The organism is uncultured Granulicatella sp. (genome assembly GCF_963515095.1).
Taxonomy (GTDB): Bacteria; Bacillota; Bacilli; order Lactobacillales; family Aerococcaceae; genus Granulicatella.
Map to the genome: position 1 here is coordinate 1 of NZ_CAUPXD010000010.1, position 17778 is coordinate 17778.

At 35.4% G+C, this 17778-nt stretch carries 14 protein-coding genes, 1 tRNA gene, 1 pseudogene and 1 riboswitch; of the genes and pseudogenes, 1 reads left to right on the forward strand and 15 read right to left on the reverse strand.

Features of this window, described 5'->3' with window-relative positions; translation table 11 throughout:
* Positions 1-170: 170 nt before the first annotated feature.
* The 15 genes and pseudogenes from RWL86_RS03660 to RWL86_RS03730 all read right to left on the reverse strand — a co-directional run bounded on the left by RWL86_RS03660 (position 171) and on the right by RWL86_RS03730 (position 17398).
* Complete coding sequence (locus tag RWL86_RS03660) at positions 171-1148, reverse strand: polyprenyl synthetase family protein (RefSeq protein ID WP_314077230.1); 978 nt, start codon at positions 1146-1148, stop codon at positions 171-173.
* A gap of 56 nt (positions 1149-1204) precedes the next feature.
* Positions 1205-3121: an FAD-dependent oxidoreductase gene (locus tag RWL86_RS03665; protein WP_314077231.1), complete on the reverse strand. Its 1917-nt coding sequence runs from the start codon at positions 3119-3121 to the stop codon at positions 1205-1207.
* Between the two features lie 104 nt (positions 3122-3225).
* On the reverse strand, positions 3226-3762 hold the full coding sequence (locus RWL86_RS03670) for a Gx transporter family protein (RefSeq protein ID WP_314077232.1): 537 nt from the start codon (positions 3760-3762) through the stop codon (positions 3226-3228).
* A gap of 135 nt (positions 3763-3897) precedes the next feature.
* Positions 3898-5199: a peptidoglycan bridge formation glycyltransferase FemA/FemB family protein gene (locus tag RWL86_RS03675; protein ID WP_314077233.1), complete on the reverse strand. Its 1302-nt coding sequence runs from the start codon at positions 5197-5199 to the stop codon at positions 3898-3900.
* Between the two features lie 119 nt (positions 5200-5318).
* Positions 5319-6653, reverse strand: coding sequence for a type I glutamate--ammonia ligase (gene glnA / locus RWL86_RS03680; protein ID WP_314077234.1), 1335 nt, complete (start codon positions 6651-6653; stop codon positions 5319-5321).
* Positions 6654-6665: 12 nt separating this feature from the next.
* Positions 6666-7031: a MerR family transcriptional regulator gene (locus tag RWL86_RS03685; RefSeq protein ID WP_314077235.1), complete on the reverse strand. Its 366-nt coding sequence runs from the start codon at positions 7029-7031 to the stop codon at positions 6666-6668.
* 152 nt (positions 7032-7183) lie between these two features.
* Positions 7184-8322, reverse strand: a pseudogene (locus RWL86_RS03690) (5-methyltetrahydropteroyltriglutamate--homocysteine S-methyltransferase).
* Positions 8323-8497: 175 nt separating this feature from the next.
* Positions 8498-9049 (reverse strand): energy-coupled thiamine transporter ThiT, encoded by a 552-nt coding sequence (gene thiT / locus RWL86_RS03695; RefSeq protein WP_314077236.1) that lies wholly within the window; start codon positions 9047-9049, stop codon positions 8498-8500.
* A gap of 41 nt (positions 9050-9090) precedes the next feature.
* Positions 9091-9185, reverse strand: a riboswitch (TPP riboswitch).
* 63 nt (positions 9186-9248) lie between these two features.
* Positions 9249-10172 (reverse strand): 1-phosphofructokinase, encoded by a 924-nt coding sequence (pfkB, locus tag RWL86_RS03700; protein WP_314077237.1) that lies wholly within the window; start codon positions 10170-10172, stop codon positions 9249-9251.
* A gap of 74 nt (positions 10173-10246) precedes the next feature.
* The gene (gene eno, locus RWL86_RS03705; RefSeq protein ID WP_006703959.1) at positions 10247-11545 is read right to left on the reverse strand and encodes a phosphopyruvate hydratase; all 1299 of its coding nucleotides are present in this window, start codon (positions 11543-11545) and stop codon (positions 10247-10249) included.
* 99 nt (positions 11546-11644) lie between these two features.
* Positions 11645-13174: a 2,3-bisphosphoglycerate-independent phosphoglycerate mutase gene (gene gpmI / locus RWL86_RS03710; RefSeq protein ID WP_314077238.1), complete on the reverse strand. Its 1530-nt coding sequence runs from the start codon at positions 13172-13174 to the stop codon at positions 11645-11647.
* Positions 13174-13932 carry a triose-phosphate isomerase gene (tpiA, locus tag RWL86_RS03715; RefSeq protein WP_040507405.1) on the reverse strand — a complete coding sequence of 253 codons (759 nt, stop codon included), beginning with the start codon at positions 13930-13932 and terminating at the stop codon, positions 13174-13176. Before tpiA ends, gpmI begins: the two co-directional genes overlap by 1 nt.
* A gap of 80 nt (positions 13933-14012) precedes the next feature.
* Positions 14013-15203 carry a phosphoglycerate kinase gene (locus tag RWL86_RS03720; protein WP_314077239.1) on the reverse strand — a complete coding sequence of 397 codons (1191 nt, stop codon included), beginning with the start codon at positions 15201-15203 and terminating at the stop codon, positions 14013-14015.
* A 128-nt stretch (positions 15204-15331) separates the two neighbouring features.
* A complete protein-coding gene (gene gap, locus RWL86_RS03725; protein WP_314077240.1) occupies positions 15332-16333 on the reverse strand; it encodes a type I glyceraldehyde-3-phosphate dehydrogenase in 1002 nt (333 codons plus the stop codon).
* A gap of 36 nt (positions 16334-16369) precedes the next feature.
* Positions 16370-17398 carry a sugar-binding domain-containing protein gene (locus RWL86_RS03730; RefSeq protein ID WP_314077241.1) on the reverse strand — a complete coding sequence of 343 codons (1029 nt, stop codon included), beginning with the start codon at positions 17396-17398 and terminating at the stop codon, positions 16370-16372.
* Positions 17399-17704: 306 nt separating this feature from the next.
* On the opposite strand from RWL86_RS03730, the gene RWL86_RS03735 reads away from it, so the two are divergent.
* A tRNA-Arg gene (locus tag RWL86_RS03735) sits at positions 17705-17776 on the forward strand.
* Positions 17777-17778: the final 2 nt, after the last annotated feature.

The following is a 17778-nucleotide window of genomic DNA, read 5'->3' on the forward strand; positions in this document are numbered from 1 at the left end:
TCGCACACCTGTACTAAACTAATTTTTTCGGGACATTTTAACTTGCGCTTGACAAAATTCTAACAATAACGGTACTTCCTATGTCAAGCACAAGTGAAAAGATTATGTCTTCATACTAAAAACTCCAATGAACCATCTACTTTTATTGTCCATTGGAGCTTATTATCTATTTACATCGTGCGTTCTAACAATTGTTTTGTTAATTGAATTAACGTTACCTTCATATCACTTTCAGGTAAACGCTCAATTTGAGATAATGCTTGTTTCGTATATTGCATTGCTAATTGTTGTGCTTTTTGCACACCACCAGAATCATGCACTAATTTTCTTAACAACAATCTTTCTTGTTCAGAGATTTCATGCTTTTTCTCCAGTAACGGAATGATTTGATTAGACTCTTTTTCCATGGCATAAATTAATGGTGCTGTATAAATTCCTTGCGCAACATCTTCTAGAACAGGTTTTCCAAACTCTTGAGAAGTTACTTGATAATCTAAAATATCATCTAAAATTTGAAACGCCATTCCAATTTGTTGACCAATTTTCTTTGCTCTAAGAGCATCATCCATTTGCCCTAATGTTGCACCCATATAACAGCTAACCATGAATAATTGAGCTGTTTTCCCTTCGATTCGTTTCAAATATTCTTGAAGCCCTAAATCATAGCGATAGCGATTTCGCATTTGTGCTAATTCGCCTTCTACAACTCTTGCCATTCCATTAGTTGGAAGTGTAATTCCTTCTAAATCAGATAAATGAGTCGAAAGAAGTTGATAGCAACTCGTCAAGACAAAATCTCCAGCATAAATCGCTACACGATTGCCATAACGAGCATTCAGCGTTTCTCGCCCTCTTCTCATATCTGCTTCATCAATGACATCATCATGGAGCAATGTTGCGACATGTAGTAATTCTAAAGCAGCTGCAATAGCTCTTACTTGTTGCTGATTACCATGATTACTCCAGTTAGCAAATAATGTTAGATAAGCGGGACGAATCATTTTCCCGCCTTGCTGTAACATCTCTACAATCGCTTGGTGAATATCTTCATCTTCCATTTCAACACTGTCTAACATTAACTGACGAATGGCTGATAATTCTTTTTTTAAAACCGGGTATTCATTCCACATTGAATGAATCATTTCCATAATTTTTTCTCCAATCACTATAGACAAAAAGCCGGCAAAGCCGACTTTTATCTTATTTAACGTTCTTGTTTATCTGCACCGAAACCATAAATATGTTTCGAAGTTCCATACCACCATTTACCAGCAGTTTTTTGGAACCATGGAATGAAGTAGTAATCTAAACCAAATGCACGTCCTGAACCGTTCATTAAAGCAATGGCTGCTGGGATAAACCACATATTTACCCAGTAGAACATACCTGACAATACAAATGTTGTTACTAATCCAACTGTTACTGCATTGACAATCCATGTTAAGAATCCAGCCATAATTGCTAAACCAATGGCTAATTCTACAAATGACATAATTGTTTGCATCACATAAGCTACTTCAACGTTTGGAATCATAATTTGCATAATTGAAGCAAACCAGTCTGGCATTTTATCTAATACCATCATTGGTTGTTCACCATATGAATAGTTAAATCCAAATGAAGTTGCTACTTCCGCTACTGTTTGAGTAGCTGCTCCACTTGCTGCTGCAACTGTTTCAGCAGCTCCACTTGCTGCACTAGTTGGTTCAACTAACCAAGGGAATGGGAATGCTAAATGCGTTCCATCAATCCAACTATGTGCACCCCAAAGACCAAAGATTTTCTTCAATCCTTCGATTGTCCACATTCCACCATAGAATAAACGTAATGGTAATGCCCAAAGAACATTCCCGTAACGAGATAAATGTCCACGGAAGATATTACGACGATCTTTAATATGGAAGAATTCGTGGAATACATATTGAATCGCATAATATAATGAGAAGATTTCTAAGAAGTATTTGATATTTACTAAATGTTTCATCAACATTGCAAAGAAACCACTTAAGTGATATTTGCCCATTAAGAAAGCTACACCATAATGAGATCCAATTGAAACCATGAATCCATCGTATTTTCCTTTATAAGCAACTTTTGCATCATTTTCTACATCTGCAATAATATTTTTCGCTGCTGTATGTCCAGTTTGTTCAGCTGCTTGAACAATTTGTGGAGTTGGACGATTTTCTTTATCAGGTTCTTCATAATAAGCTAAGTCCCCGATTGCATAAATGTTTTCTTCTCCATCTACTTGCATAAACTCATTTACGACTAAACGACCTGCACGAGCAGATTTGAATCCGAACACTTCAGATTCAGTATTCGCTTTAACACCAGCTGTCCAGAATAATGAGTAAGTTGGAATGACAGTACCGTCTACTAAACGAATGCTGTTTTCTTTTACTTCTTCAATTCCGTTTCCTTTAATCACTTTAATGCCACGACTAGTCATAAATTTCTCAGCTTTAGCAGCATCTTTTTCATCTAACATATTTAAAATAGTTGGAACTGCTTCAACGATGTATAGAGAAAATTCACTTTCATCTAAGTTGTATTGTTTTGCTAATACTGGAATCCAGTCCATGATTTCACCGACTAATTCTACCCCAGTAAATCCAGCACCACATACTGTAAAAGTTAATAAAGCACGGCGTTTTGGAGTCACATGCTCTTTAGCTGCACGTTCTACACAGTGAATAATGTGTTCGCGCATTTTAATCGCATCTTCCATTGACCATAATGTAAATCCGTGTTCTTTCACACCTTGTACACCAAAGTCATTCGCTTCACCACCCATACCGATTACTAAATAATCGTAGTGGAAAGATTTATAAGTTGTTGTGACAACTTTTTTCGTTTTATCTAAGCTTACTACTTTGTCCGTTACTAATTGAACATTTTTTGAACGTGCAAAAAGCTTTTGTAAATCATATTGAATTGCTTCTGGTTCTACACGACCTCCAGCTACTTCATGTAACTCCGTCATGTATGTTAAATATGGATGTTTGTCAATTAATGTAATTGTAACATCTTTATCTTTTCTGAAATGACGTGATAATTTCTTCGTTGCTGCTACTCCTGCAAACCCTGCGCCGATAACAACAATATTTGTTTTCGTCATTAGAAATCCCCTCTCGTTTTGTAATTTTTTCACTTAAGCATTATAGTATAAAATCAATGTTTTGTCTAACTTATTTTTTAACCTTCTCCTAAGTTTTCATAAATTTACATTTCTTGTTTTTCACGATATGCTTTTAATATTTTGACATGATTTAAAGCATAATTTGCCGCAATCCCAATTGCAATGCCTGCAAAAATCCCTACAATCGACATGGCTGGTAAATACAATAGAACTGTCCAAGATTTAGCAATGAAACTGGCAATGACTAATTGACCAAAATTATGTAAGATTCCTCCAGTAGCACTCACTCCAATTAAACTCACACGTTTCGGCCCTAATTGTTTAATGAGTAGCATTCCAAGCAAACTAAACGACGCTCCTGCGCTACTGTACAATAAAGTAGAAAAAGTCCCCCCTAATAAAGCTGTTAACAATGTTCTAAGTAATACTACTAACACCACTTCTTGTAAGGATAATGTATATAAACCGATGACCGTAATAATATTAGCAACTCCTAATTTAGCTCCAGGTGCAAACGCAAAAGGAAAAGGAATAGCTTGTTCTAGTAAACTCAAAATAATTCCTTGAGCTGTTAATAACGAAATAAATAACATTTTTTTTAACGTTAGATTTTGTTTCATTTATCTACCACCTCTCATTAAACTCGTCTTATAATTGTACCATAACTCTCAAAAATCTTAAAAAGATATCTAAAAAGTGAACATAAAAAGACCCCAAAAGCAGCTTTCATACTAACATTTGGGGCGATACACCATTTACGAACGGCGCATTAATAGTTTTCTTTTCCATTCCATCACTTTTGGTGCAACATCTTGAAACATTGTAAACCAGAAACGATTAATCGGTAAATCAAACTCTCCAATATACTCCACTAAAATTGGATCAAAAGATTGTTTAAACTTAGTAATTCCTGTATGATCTTCTGCATTACTTGAAACACCAAACATATCATAATGACGAATGCCTTTTTCATCATACAATTGTTGCATAATCCATGTTTGTAGAGCTTTATTTGCATTTAAGCCTGCATCATCTGTAATATTCGCTCCATATAAATAATACGCCGTTTCTTTGTACGTTGCTACAAAAGCTCCGCTTAACACTTTTCCATTTGGATATTCCTTACACAGCGCTTCTAAACCAATCACTTCTTGCTCATATTTTTCAATATTTTTCAATAAGCTTTCTCTTTGATTCAATAAGTTTGCCTTCTTTTTCTCATTTTGAGTACTTTCAACTTGTGAAGCAATTTTTTCCACCTCAGCTTTTGCTTGGTGAATTCTGTTTTCTGTTGATTCTTTTGCGACATGATAATCAATTTTTGCAAAATATAAATCCATCATATCGTGAGCATGTAATGTTTCATAGATGGTTGTTAAATACTCTTTACTTCTGGCAATATATTGATCACGCTCAGCAGTAATACGATTTAACACTTCATAATCATCAATATCCTCGATAGTTCCTTTATAACAAACAACTCCACGTTTTTGTGCCATTGTAACTTTATATCTTTCTTTAGAGGAGAAAGTGTCTAAAATTCCTTTTCCTTTATCTTCTAATTCAACAATCATCGTCATTCTTGGTTGAATCCCATCAAACCCTAAATCTAGTGGTTGACTTACAAATCCTGATTCTAATAATAATTGACAAACAGATTCTTGATTGATTCCATCTTCTACAATTGAAAAGTCATTGCATCGTTCTCTCCACATAATTTCAGGATCAATTTTCAACCCAAATACTCGTTTTTGTTTTAAATATTTTTTTAAAGTTTTCACGACTTCTTTAAATTGTTCTGCATTATGATAATCCGTCACAATCCCTCTAGGAGCATACGCTAAATATCTTTTCACAATAGGAAGGGCACGGTATAAAATCATCGTCGCTGCAACTGGTTCATCCTGTTCATTCATCACAAAAAGAAGGTCATTACTCCATTCTCCTCTTGTTTTCACTTCTCCCCATTCCGGAGTTTGAAAAAGAGTACAGTTTCCTTGAGTTTGTAAAAACTCATGATATTCTGCAATAGAATTTCTCATATCTTTAATATACATCTCTAACTTCCTCTCACGTGTTGTCATTGAATAGTATGACACTTATATAGTAGATTGTCAAAAAATGTTGGAAGGAATCATACAAAAAAGCCAAGCTTTCGCTTGGCTTTTCCCATCTATTAAAATAGTTTTAAATATTGATCTAATTCCCATTGTGTGACTTGTGAACGATACGCTGCCCATTCGAATTTTTTCGCTTCTACAAAGTTGCTATAAATATGTCCACCTAATGCATCTTTTACAACTGTATCAGCTTTCAAGCAATCAATTGCTTCTGCTAAACTACTTGGAAGATCATCAATTCCTACTTCTTTTCTTTCTGCTGTTGACATTGCATAAATATTGCGATCAACTGGAGCTGGAACTGGTAATTTTTCACGAATTCCTTCTAAACCAGCACGTAAAATAGCTGCCATTGCTAAATACGGATTTGCTGCTGGATCCACACTTCTTAATTCGATACGAGTAGAAAGTCCTCTCGCTTCAGGAATACGAATTAATGGCGAACGGTTTTGAGCTGACCATGCAATATATACAGGCGCTTCATATCCAGGTACTAAACGTTTATAAGAGTTGACTGTAGGGTTACAAATCGCTGTTAAAGCTTTCGCATGTTTCATAACTCCAGCAATGAAATAACGACAAGTATCACTTAGTCCATGTTCATCTGTTGGGTCATAAAATGCATTATTTCCTTCTTTATCAAATAATGATAAGTTGAAATGCATTCCACTTCCGGCAATCCCAAATACTGGTTTTGGCATAAAGGTTGCATGCAATCCATGTTTACGAGCAATCGTTTTAACCACTAATTTAAAGGTTTGAATATTATCGCATGCTGCTACAGCTGGTGCGTATTTCCAGTCAATTTCATGTTGACCTGGTGCTACTTCATGGTGACTGGCTTCAATATCGAACCCAATCTTTTCTAATTCTAGTACGATTTCACGACGACATTCTTCTCCTAAATCGACTGGAGCTAAATCGAAGTAACTACCTTGGTCATTTCCTTCAAGCGTTGGTTCTCCTTTTTCATCTAATTTGAATAAAAAGAACTCTGGCTCTGGTCCTAAGTTAAAATTAGAAAACCCTAAATCTTCCATGTCTTCTAAAATACGTTTTAAGTTTGAACGTGGATCTCCTGCAAATGGTGTTCCATCAGGTTTGTATACATCACAAATTAAGCGCGCGATTGTTCCGTGTTTACTACTCCATGGGAATACAACCCATGTATCTAAATCTGGATATAAATACATATCACTTTCTTCAATACGAACAAAACCTTCAATGGATGAACCATCGAACATCATTTTATTCGATAATACTTTTTTTAATTGAGTAATTGGTACTTCCACATTTTTAATCGTTCCTAAAATATCCGTAAAAATCAAACGTAAATAACGAACATCCATTTCCTCAACTTGTTTTAAAATTTCTTCTTGTGTGATTGTCATTTTTCTCCACCCCTATAGTAATTTTTCTTGTCCGGATAATCTTCCAATATGCATAATTTCGTTATACAAAATTCGTCGAACATCTTCATCCGTTAATCCATCATTTGTCGTCGGTTTTTCTAACGGGTTCTTTTTCACATTCGAATAAATTTTTTGAATCGCAATAATGGTTAATCCATCCGCCAAGTAGTCTTTGATTTCTAATAATCGATCTACATCATTTAACGAATACATTCTACGATTAGTGTCTGAACGTTCCGGTGTAATTAAACGTTGTTCTTCATAGTAACGAATTTGTCTTGCTGTTAAATCCGTTAATTTCATAACTGTTCCTATTGGAAACACTGCTAAAGAACGTCGTAATTCTTTTTCTCCCATCGTCAAACACCTCTCTTATCCTGTATGATAGCTGTATTGTAAAAATAACTGACACAAATGTCAAGGATTCTCTTACTTTTTATGTTATATTTTCTCACATGGTTTTCTTTTCAACAAAAAGGCCAGGTTTCCCCAGCCTATCACTTTTGTTATTAATTTTCAGTTCCCCAAACTTCTTCGGCAACTTCTTTAATTAACGCTAATTTCGCCCATTGTTGTTCTTCTGTTAAGATATTTCCTTCTTCAGTTGAAGCAAATCCACATTGAGTACTTAATGATAATCTGTCTAACGGAATATATTGGCTTGCTTCTTTAATACGAGAGATTAATTCTTCCTTACTTTCTAGTTCTCCAAATTTTGAAGTTACTAGACCTAAAACAACTTGTTTATCACCAGAAACTTTCGCTAATGGAGTGAAGTCCCCAGCACGATCTGTATCAAATTCTAAGTAATAAGCATTCACTTCTTCTTGCTCGAATAATTCTTCGGCAACTGATGCATAACCGCCACTTGCAACCCAAGTAGAATGAAAGTTTCCACGACATACGTGAGTATTGACAACTAATCCTTCTGGAACATTTTTATACACAGCATTATTTAAACGTAAAAATGTTGCTGCTAATTCACGTCTGACTTCTTCTTTATCACGACCTTGTCCCCAAAGTGTTAAGAAGTTATCATCTACTAAAATACCCCATGTACAATCATCGACTTGTAAGGTACGTAATCCTTCATCAAATAATTGTTGAATCACTTCTAAATAAGCTTTTGAAATATCTGCTACCACATCATCAAAGTTTGCATAGACACTGTTCAATTGTTCCACATGTTCTTCATCACGAATTAATTCAAAATATAATTGAGATGGTGATGGAATTGTTATACGAGCTTCAACTTCATTATTATCGGCTACTAAATCTCTTAAAAATGTATAGTGAGCTACGAATGGATGATTACGTCCATGAATCGTTCCTACTACAGTTGCAGAGTCCGGTTTTGTCACTTCATCATGGAATTGATATCCTGTTTTAGCTTGAACTCGTTTAATTCCTCCTAATCCCCAGAAGAAATCTAAATGCCAATAAGCACGACGGAATTCCCCGTCTGTAATCCCTTTATATCCCGCTGCAATTTCTTTTTTACTAAGTCACGAATTGCTGCATCTTCAAAGTTTTTTAATTCTTGGTAACTAAAGTTTCCTTTTTCATACTCTTCGCGAGCTTGTTTTAAATTTTCTGGTCTTAAGAAACTTCCTACTGTATCAAATCTAAATGGTGCATGTTTTGTCATATGTATTACCCCTCTTCTCTAACTAACGTAATTACATTGTAACTGACTACCCCGTTATTGTCACATACTAATTTACTATATTTAAATATAGTTTAAAACTATATACTTCCACAAAAAAACTCTTATAGAATCCTGTAATCTATAAGAGTTTCTCTGAATATAAATGTTATATAGCTTATTTTCCTTTATAAATTCTTGGATATTTCAATAATAAAATTGCTACCACAATTGTTACTACTAAAGTTTGTAATCCAGCAATTCCGTTAACTGTAAATGAATACCAATATGGTGATACTCCTTCTGGTGCATATTTACCCCAGAATAAAAATCCTGCAACAAAATGCCAGAAATAGCGAATTCCTACACCAATGAATGATGAAATGATAATATAAACAATTGCTAAAGATTGTTTTTCATTACGAATAGCAGATTGGAATTGATGATGTAATAATCCAGCAAATCCCATTACTCCAAATGCGATAATATACTCTATAATCACTTGAGAAAATGATAAGTACGCTACTTTCCCAAGTACAAAATGTAAGATTCCCCACACTAAACCTGAAAATAACGCTGGATACAACCCTCTACGTAAAGCAAACACCACTAAAACAATTGCACCAAATGATGGAGAAAACCATCCCATAAAATGAGGAATGAATGATAACGCCATCGCTAAAGCAGCGACAATTGCACCTTCTATCCACGCAATTCTTTTAATTGACATAAAAAAGCCTCCTTGTTTTTTTACAAAGAGACCCAATTGCAGACAATTATTCATACAATCCCTACGCACGTATTAACGTAACAGGTTCTAAGAGTTTGTGAACACATCTCAGCCAATGGCACCTCTTTGTATTTTTTAGAATGAAATTAGTATACTCCCTTTTTCACTTTTTTTCAACTCATTTTTTCATTTTCAGAACCTAATGTTGAATTTTTCTTATTTCAATTTTTGATAATAATGTATTGATGATCGTTTTTGTTGCAATCCCTATTGAAAAAGCTGTTGCACTTCCAGCAGCTGCTCCTTGTTTTAGACTCTCCTTATAATCACTTGTTTTAATAAATTTCGCCATAAAAGCAGCTAGCATCGAATCTCCTGCTCCTACTGAATTAATCAACTTTCCTGTTGGAACATTCGAAGCAAATACTTCTCCTGTTTCACTGACTAAAAACGCTCCTTCACTCCCGCAAGACACTAACACATTACAAGCACCTTTTTTCTGTAATTGAAATGCATAATGAATGATTTCGTCTTGAGTCTTAATATTCACTCCAAATAATTCTTCTAATTCATGTTGGTTCGGCTTAATCATAAATGGTTGATAAGGTAAACAGGCTAACAATGAAGTTTTTGTTGTATCTAGCACTAACTTTACCCCTCTTGCATGACAAAGCTTTGCAATTTCAACATAAGATGTCTCATCTAGTCCTGGAGCAGCATTTCCCGCTAAAAATACAATATCCTCTTCTTGTAAATGATCTTCCAAATATCTCACTAGTTGTTGAAATTTTTTAGTATCTACAGTAGCACCGGCTGCATTGATTTCAGTCTCGACTTCTCCTTTTACTTTAACATTAATCCTTGTAGTTCCATCTACAGAAATAAAGTGAGTTATAACGCCTTCTTTTTCGAGAAATTCTTCAATAAACTTCCCTGTAAATCCTCCAAGAAATCCTGTAGAAATATTATCAACCCCTAGGCGTTTTAATACAACCGATATATTAATCCCTTTACCACCTGCCACATATTCCTCACCTTTTGAACGATTTAATGCCCCTAATTGACAATTTGGTACTTGTATCACTAAATCTACCGCTGGATTAAACGTAATTGTGTAAATCATCTTCTCACCCACTTTCTAATGTAAAAAATAGGGCCAGCAAAATGCTAGCCCTCTAAAAATATTCTAAAATGTGATTATTTTTTTAAGTTGTAGAATGCTGAAAGACCTTGGTAAACAGCTAAGTCACCTAATTGATCTTCAATACGTAATAATTGGTTGTATTTAGCAATACGGTCTGTACGGCTTAATGAACCAGTTTTGATTTGTCCAGCATTTGTAGCAACTGCGATATCAGCAATTGTTGAATCTTCAGTTTCACCTGAACGGTGTGATACAACTGCAGTATATCCAGCTTTTTGAGCCATTTCAATTGCGTTGAATGTTTCAGTTAAAGTACCAATTTGGTTAACTTTGATTAAGATTGAGTTTGCAACACCTTGTGCAATACCACGAGATAAGATTTCAGTATTAGTTACGAATAAATCGTCACCTACTAATTGAACTTTACCACCTAAGCGTTCAGTTAATAATTTCCATCCATCCCAGTCGTTTTCGTCACAGCCGTCTTCGATTGTAATGATTGGGTATTTCTCAACTAATTCAGCTAAGTATTCTACTTGTTCAGCAGGAGTACGTTTAGCACCTTTTTCACCTTCGAAGATTGTGTAGTCATATACGCCATCTTTGAAGAATTCTGATGAAGCACAGTCAAATCCTAAGAATACATCTTTACCTGGTTCTAAACCAACTTTTTTAATAGCAGCTAAGATTGTTTCTACAGCATCTTCAGTACCTTCAAATGTTGGAGCGAAACCACCTTCGTCACCTACAGCAGTTACTAAACCACGGTCGTGTAAAATAGCTTTTAATGCATGGAATACTTCAGCACCCCAACGTAAAGCTTCTTTGAATGTTGGTGCACCAACTGGTAAAATCATGAACTCTTGGAATGCGATTGGAGCATCTGAGTGAGATCCACCGTTAACGATGTTCATCATTGGTGTTGGTAATACTTTAGTGTTGAATCCACCTAAGTATTGGTATAATGGTTGATCTAAGTAATCAGCAGCCGCACGAGCAACAGCGATAGATACGCCTAAAATTGCGTTAGCTCCTAATTTACCTTTGTTTGGAGTTCCATCTAATTCGATCATTAATTTGTCGATCGCCATTTGTTCACGAACGTCAAAACCGATGATTGCTTCAGCAATAATGTTGTTTACATTATCAACAGCTTTTTGAACTCCTTTTCCTAAGTAACGAGATTTGTCGCCATCACGTAATTCAACTGCTTCGTATTCACCAGTAGAAGCTCCTGAAGGAACCATACCGCGTCCGAACGCTCCGCTTTCTGTGTAAACTTCAACTTCGATAGTTGGGTTACCACGTGAATCTAATACTTCTCTTGCTAATACATCTGTAATAAATGGCATGATTTATTAACTCCTTTATATTTATTTGTACGTTTCTATTTTAGTCGAAAAATGCTTGATATGCAATATTTTCCTTAAATTGAAAGCAATTTTTTAAAATTATTTTTGAATTAAGCTTTCGCCTGTCATTTCTTCAGGTTTTGCTACATTCAATAAATCTAACATTGTAGGTGCAACGTCAGCTAAACGACCACCTTCACGTAAGGTAACACCTTTTTTCGTTACAATTACTGGTACTGGAACTGTTGTATGCGCAGTATGTGGAGTACCTTCTGGTGTAATCATTGTTTCTGAGTTACCATGGTCAGCAAAGATAATTGCAGTACCACCTTTAGCTAAAATAGCATCTACTACTTTACCTAAGTTTTCATCTACCGCTTCAATTGCTTTAATTGTTGGTTCTAACATACCTGAGTGACCAACCATATCTGGGTTTGCGAAGTTTAAGATAATTGCATCATTTTCATCGTTTTGGATAGAGTTATATAACGCATCTCCAACTTCATAACAACTCATTTCAGGTTTTAAGTCATATGTTGCAACTTTTGGAGAAGGAATTAAAATACGGTTTTCTCCTGTGAACTCTTCATTACGTCCACCATTCATAAAGAATGTAACGTGAGGATATTTCTCAGTTTCAGCAATACGTAATTGTGCTAACCCTGCTTTAGATAATACTTCTCCTAAAACGTTTGTCATTGGAATTGGTGGGAATGCTACTTCTGCATCCACACTTGGATTATATAATGTCATTGTCACAAATTTAACATTTGCAGCATGCTCACCACGATCAAAGTTTGTCCACTCTTTATCTGTGAATGCATTTGATAATTGAATTGCACGGTCAGGACGGAAATTAAAGAAGATAACTGCATCATTTTCTTCAATTTGCGCAACTGGTTGTCCGTCTTTAACAATTACTGATGGAATAACAAATTCATCTGTTACATTTTCAGCATAACTATGTTCAATCACTGCTTGAGCTGATTCGAATTGAGGGCCTTTTGCATGTGCAATGGCATCATAAGCTAATTGAACACGTTCCCAACGTTTGTCACGGTCCATTGCATAGTAACGACCTGATACAGTTGCGATTTGACCTACTCCAACTTCTGCAATTTTTTCTTCTAAAGTCTTAATGTAAGCTGGACCAGCTTTTGGATCCACATCACGTCCGTCCATAAATGCATGAACATATACTTTAGAAATTCCCTTTGCCTTCGCAGTTTCAATTAATGCTAATAAATGATTAATATGGCTGTGTACACCACCATCAGATAATAATCCGAACAAGTGTAATGCAGAACCATTTTCTAATACATGGTTAAATGCACCATTTAATGCTGGGTTTGTATCAAATTCACCATCTAAAATTGCTTTATCAATACGAGTTAAGCTTTGGTATACAATACGACCTGCACCAATATTTGTATGACCTACTTCTGAGTTCCCCATTTGTCCATCTGGTAGACCTACATCTAAACCTGATGCTTTTAATGTTGTATGAGGGAATTCATTATAGTAACGGTCAAAATTTGGTTTATTTGCTTGTGCTACAGCGTTACCTTCTACTTCTGGTCTCCATCCGAAACCATCTAAGATAATAATCGCTACTGGTGATTTAGACATTATTTTACTGCCTCCAATAAAGCTAAGAATGATTCAGGTTGTAAGCTTGCTCCACCTACTAAAGCTCCATCTACATCTGGACAAGCCATATATTCTTTAATGTTTTCAGGTTTAACAGAACCACCGTATTGTACACGAACTTTGTCTGCTACTTCTTGTCCGAAGTCTTTCGCTACAACGTCACGTACTACTTTACACATTTTTTGAGCATCATCTTGAGAAGCTGATTTGCCAGTTCCGATTGCCCAAATTGGTTCATACGCGATTACTAATGATGAAACTTGTTCATTTGATAATCCTTCTAATGCAGCAGAAACTTGTGCTCCTACAAACTCAGCAGCTTTACCAGCTTCATAAGTTTCTAATGTTTCACCACAACAGATAATTGGTAACATACCATTTGCGAAAATTGCTTTTGCTTTTTTGTTAATATCTGCATCAGTTTCGTGGAAATATTCACGACGTTCTGAGTGTCCAATTACAACATAGTGAACACCCATTTCTGATAATACTTTTGGAGATGTTTCTCCAGTATAAGCACCTTCTTGTTCGAAATAGCAGTTTTGCGCTGCTACTTTTAATTCAGAACCTTCAGCTGCAGCTAATAAAGTAGATAAATCAACTGCTGGAGCTGCTACAGCAGACTCAACAACTTCTGATGATGGTAATTTTCCAGCTAAAGCCTCAACAAACGCTTGAGTTTCTTTAGGATTTTTATTCATTTTCCAGTTTCCTGCAATAATTGGTTTACGCATAATTCTTCCTCCTAAAATTGTTTATGAAGCAGACTCACAAAAATGATTATTCATTTCAGTGAGTCCTTTTCAATAATTTTTAATTATTTATCACTAATTGAAGCTACACCAGGTAATTCTTTACCTTCTAAGTATTCTAACGAAGCTCCACCACCAGTTGAGATATGAGTGAATTTATCCGCATATCCTAAAGAAATTGCTGCTGCTGCAGAATCTCCACCACCGATGATTGTTGTAGCGCCTTGTAAATCTGCAATTGCTTCACAAACACCAATTGTTCCTTTAGCAAAGTTAGGTAATTCGAATACACCCATTGGTCCATTCCATACAACTGTTTTAGCATCTTTTAAGTAGCTAGCAAATAATTCTACAGTCTTAGGACCGACGTCTAAACCTTCTTGGTCAGCAGGGATTTGATCAGATGCTACAATTGTTGCAACTGCATCATTTGAAAATTCTTTAGCAACAACGTTATCGATTGGTAACACTAATTTGTCGCCAGCTTTTTCCATAATTTGTTTTGCTAATTCGATACGATCTACTTCTAATAATGATAGACCTACTTCACGACCCATAGCTTTGAAGAATGTATAAGCCATTCCTCCACCGATTAACACTTTATCAGCTTTATCAATTAAGCTTTCAATTACACCGATTTTATCTGAAACTTTTGCCCCACCTAAAATAGCTACGAATGGACGTTCTGGTGTATCTACTGCTCCACCAATGAATTTAATTTCCTTTTCCATTAAGAAACCTGCAGCAGATTCTAATTGACTAGCAATCCCCACGTTAGATGCGTGAGCACGGTGAGCTGTACCAAATGCGTCATTTACGAACAACTCTCCTAAAGATGCCCAATATTTTCCTAACTCAGGATCGTTTTTAGATTCTTTTTTACCATCTAAATCTTCGAAACGAGTATTTTCAAATAATAAAACATCTCCTTCAGCTAAACCATTAATAGCTGTTTCTAATGCTTCTCCACGTGTTTCTGGAACAAATGTTACTTCTTTTTTCAATAATTCTGATAAACGTTCAGCAACTGGGCGTAAGCTTAAACGAGCTTTATCTTCTTCTGATTTTACTTTTCCTAAGTGAGAGAAAAGAATTACTTTTGCATGATTATCAATTAAATATTGAATAGTTGGTAATGCTTGTACGATACGGTTGTCATCTGTAATAACGCCATCTTTTAATGGAACGTTGAAGTCAACACGTACTAATACTTTTTTTCCTCCAACAGATAAATCTGTTACAATTTTTTTAGCCATAGAATAGCCTCCTAAGTTATATATATTTGGAGCGAGTGTAATACCCACATTATGAAAACAGGGCGAGGAAGCGAATGCTCCCATCGCCCTGAAAAATTCGATACGATTAGCTCTATCAAAACTTTAAATTATAATTTTGCAAAGTATTGTAAAGTACGGATTAATTGAGCAGTGTATGACATTTCGTTATCATACCAAGCAACTGTTTTAACTAATTGTTTGTCGCCTACTGTCATAACTTTAGTTTGAGTTGCATCGAATAATGATCCATAAGTAATACCTACGATATCAGTAGATACTAATGGTTCTTCAGTATATCCGTAAGATTCAGTTGAAGCAGCTTTCATAGCAGCGTTAACTTCTTCAGCTGTAACTGGTTTTTCTAATACTGTTACTAATTCTGTTAATGAACCTGTTGGTACAGGAACACGTTGTGCAGCTCCATCTAATTTACCGTTTAATTCTGGAATAACTAAACCGATAGCTTTAGCAGCACCAGTTGTATTAGGAACGATGTTTACTGCTGCAGCACGAGCACGACGTAAGTCACCTTTTGCGTGAGGTGCATCTAATGTGTTTTGGTCACCAGTGTAACCGTGAATTGTAGTCATTAATCCTTCAACGATTCCGAAGTTATCGTTTAATGCTTTAGCCATAGGTGCTAAACAGTTTGTAGTACATGAAGCACCAGAGATAACTGTTTCTTCACCTGTTAAAATGTCATGGTTTACGTTATATACAACTGTTGGTACATCGTTACCACCAGGAGCAGAGATAACAACTTTTTTAGCTCCACCTTTTAAGTGTAATTCAGCTTTAGCTTTAGAAGTGAAGAAACCAGTACATTCTAAAACGATATCAACGCCTAATTCTCCCCATGGTAATTCTTCAGGATTACGGTTAGCTAATACTTTAACTTCTTTACCGTTTACGCGGAATGCGCCTTCTAATACTTCAACTTCTCCGTTGAAACGTCCTTGTGTTGAATCGTATTTTAATAAGTGTGCTAATTGTTTAGCATCTGTTAAGTCGTTGATTGCAACAACTTCTAATCCTTCCACTTCTTGAATACGACGGAATGCTAAACGTCCAATACGTCCGAAACCGTTAATACCAACTTTAACTGTCATAATAGTTTTTCCTCCTAGGAATAAATTTTTTTATTTTTAGCGGGTTTCCCCGTTCAAAACCATATTTGCTAAACTCTCGTCGATTACAAACCATGTTCGATCAACAGGAGCTAATTTTGCATAAGCCATTAAAGCTTCTGCCTTTTGAGCACCTTCCACAATAGCGATACCATGCGGAATAGACTCTAAATCACTAAGATGCAAACCTACTCGTGGAAGTTTAAAAACAACCTTTCCTTTTGCATCGAAGAAACAACCAAATGCTTCACCAACTGCTCGTTGATTGGCAATAAATTGACTTTCTTGAGGTAACAATCCTCTTCTTTCAGCCATAACACTTGCATTTCCAACACTGTATAATAAGCAATTAGCTTGTTTCATCATCGATAATGTTTGAGAAACCAATGGTTCTTGTAATAAAGGTAAATACGTTTCTTTACTTACATGTTCTGGTACATATAATGAAAAATGTTCTCCACCTGTTTTTGTCGCCATTTTTTCACTAACACTATTTGCTTGGATTAAAGTGGAACCTCCCACTCCTCCTCTAGCAGGGACAAAAGAAATCTCTCTTTGTTGTAAAATCTCTTTTGAAAAATATTCTGCTACCATTGCCATCGTTCTACCACCCGTTACTGTAACGATTGATTGATCCACCGGCAACATCCATTTCATCAATTCTTGAACTTGATTACTAATCAGCATTCCTTTATGAAGTTCGCTTTCAGCAACCACTTTACAAAATCTGATACCCAACTTTTTCGAAACTTCTTTTTCAAAAGCAGTCATCTCAATACATTGTTGAATAATAGACGTTAATCCTAGGTAAGTTTCTTTTCCTAAATCCGTGATTAACATTCCTTTTGCAGAATATGTAATTAAACCTTGTTCTTTTAGTATATCTGTTTCAGAACGAAGAATGCGTTCTGATATTTCCAATTGCTTTGCAAGCCCTCTTCTACCAATCGGTTGTGTTCGTTGTATCGCTCGCAAAATTTGGAAACGAATTTTTAACAATTGATTGCTTTCGGGGACTAGAAGTTGTATCAATGTTATACAATCCATAATTCCGATTCCCTTCATTTCATTACTGGGCTAAAAATCGTCCCTAAAAACTAGCTGTCTATACGTAGAAAACTTTTTTAATTACAAAAATATTGTACCAACAATCTTTATAAAATGCAACTTGAAAGTGTTTAATATTTTTAAAAAATCATTTTTGTTGGGACTTTTTTAGTCCCTATATATTTCTTTTTTTCTACCTAAAAATTGACTTTTTCCGCTTACTTCAAATGATTCCTTCTCTTTTTTTACAAGAGTTTCTTCTTGTTTTTTCATATGAATTTGGATAAAATATGCTTACATTGTTTAGCCATCTTAGTGTAATGGATATCACATAAGATTCCGGTTCTTATAATGGGGGTTCGATTCCCTCAGGTGGCGTT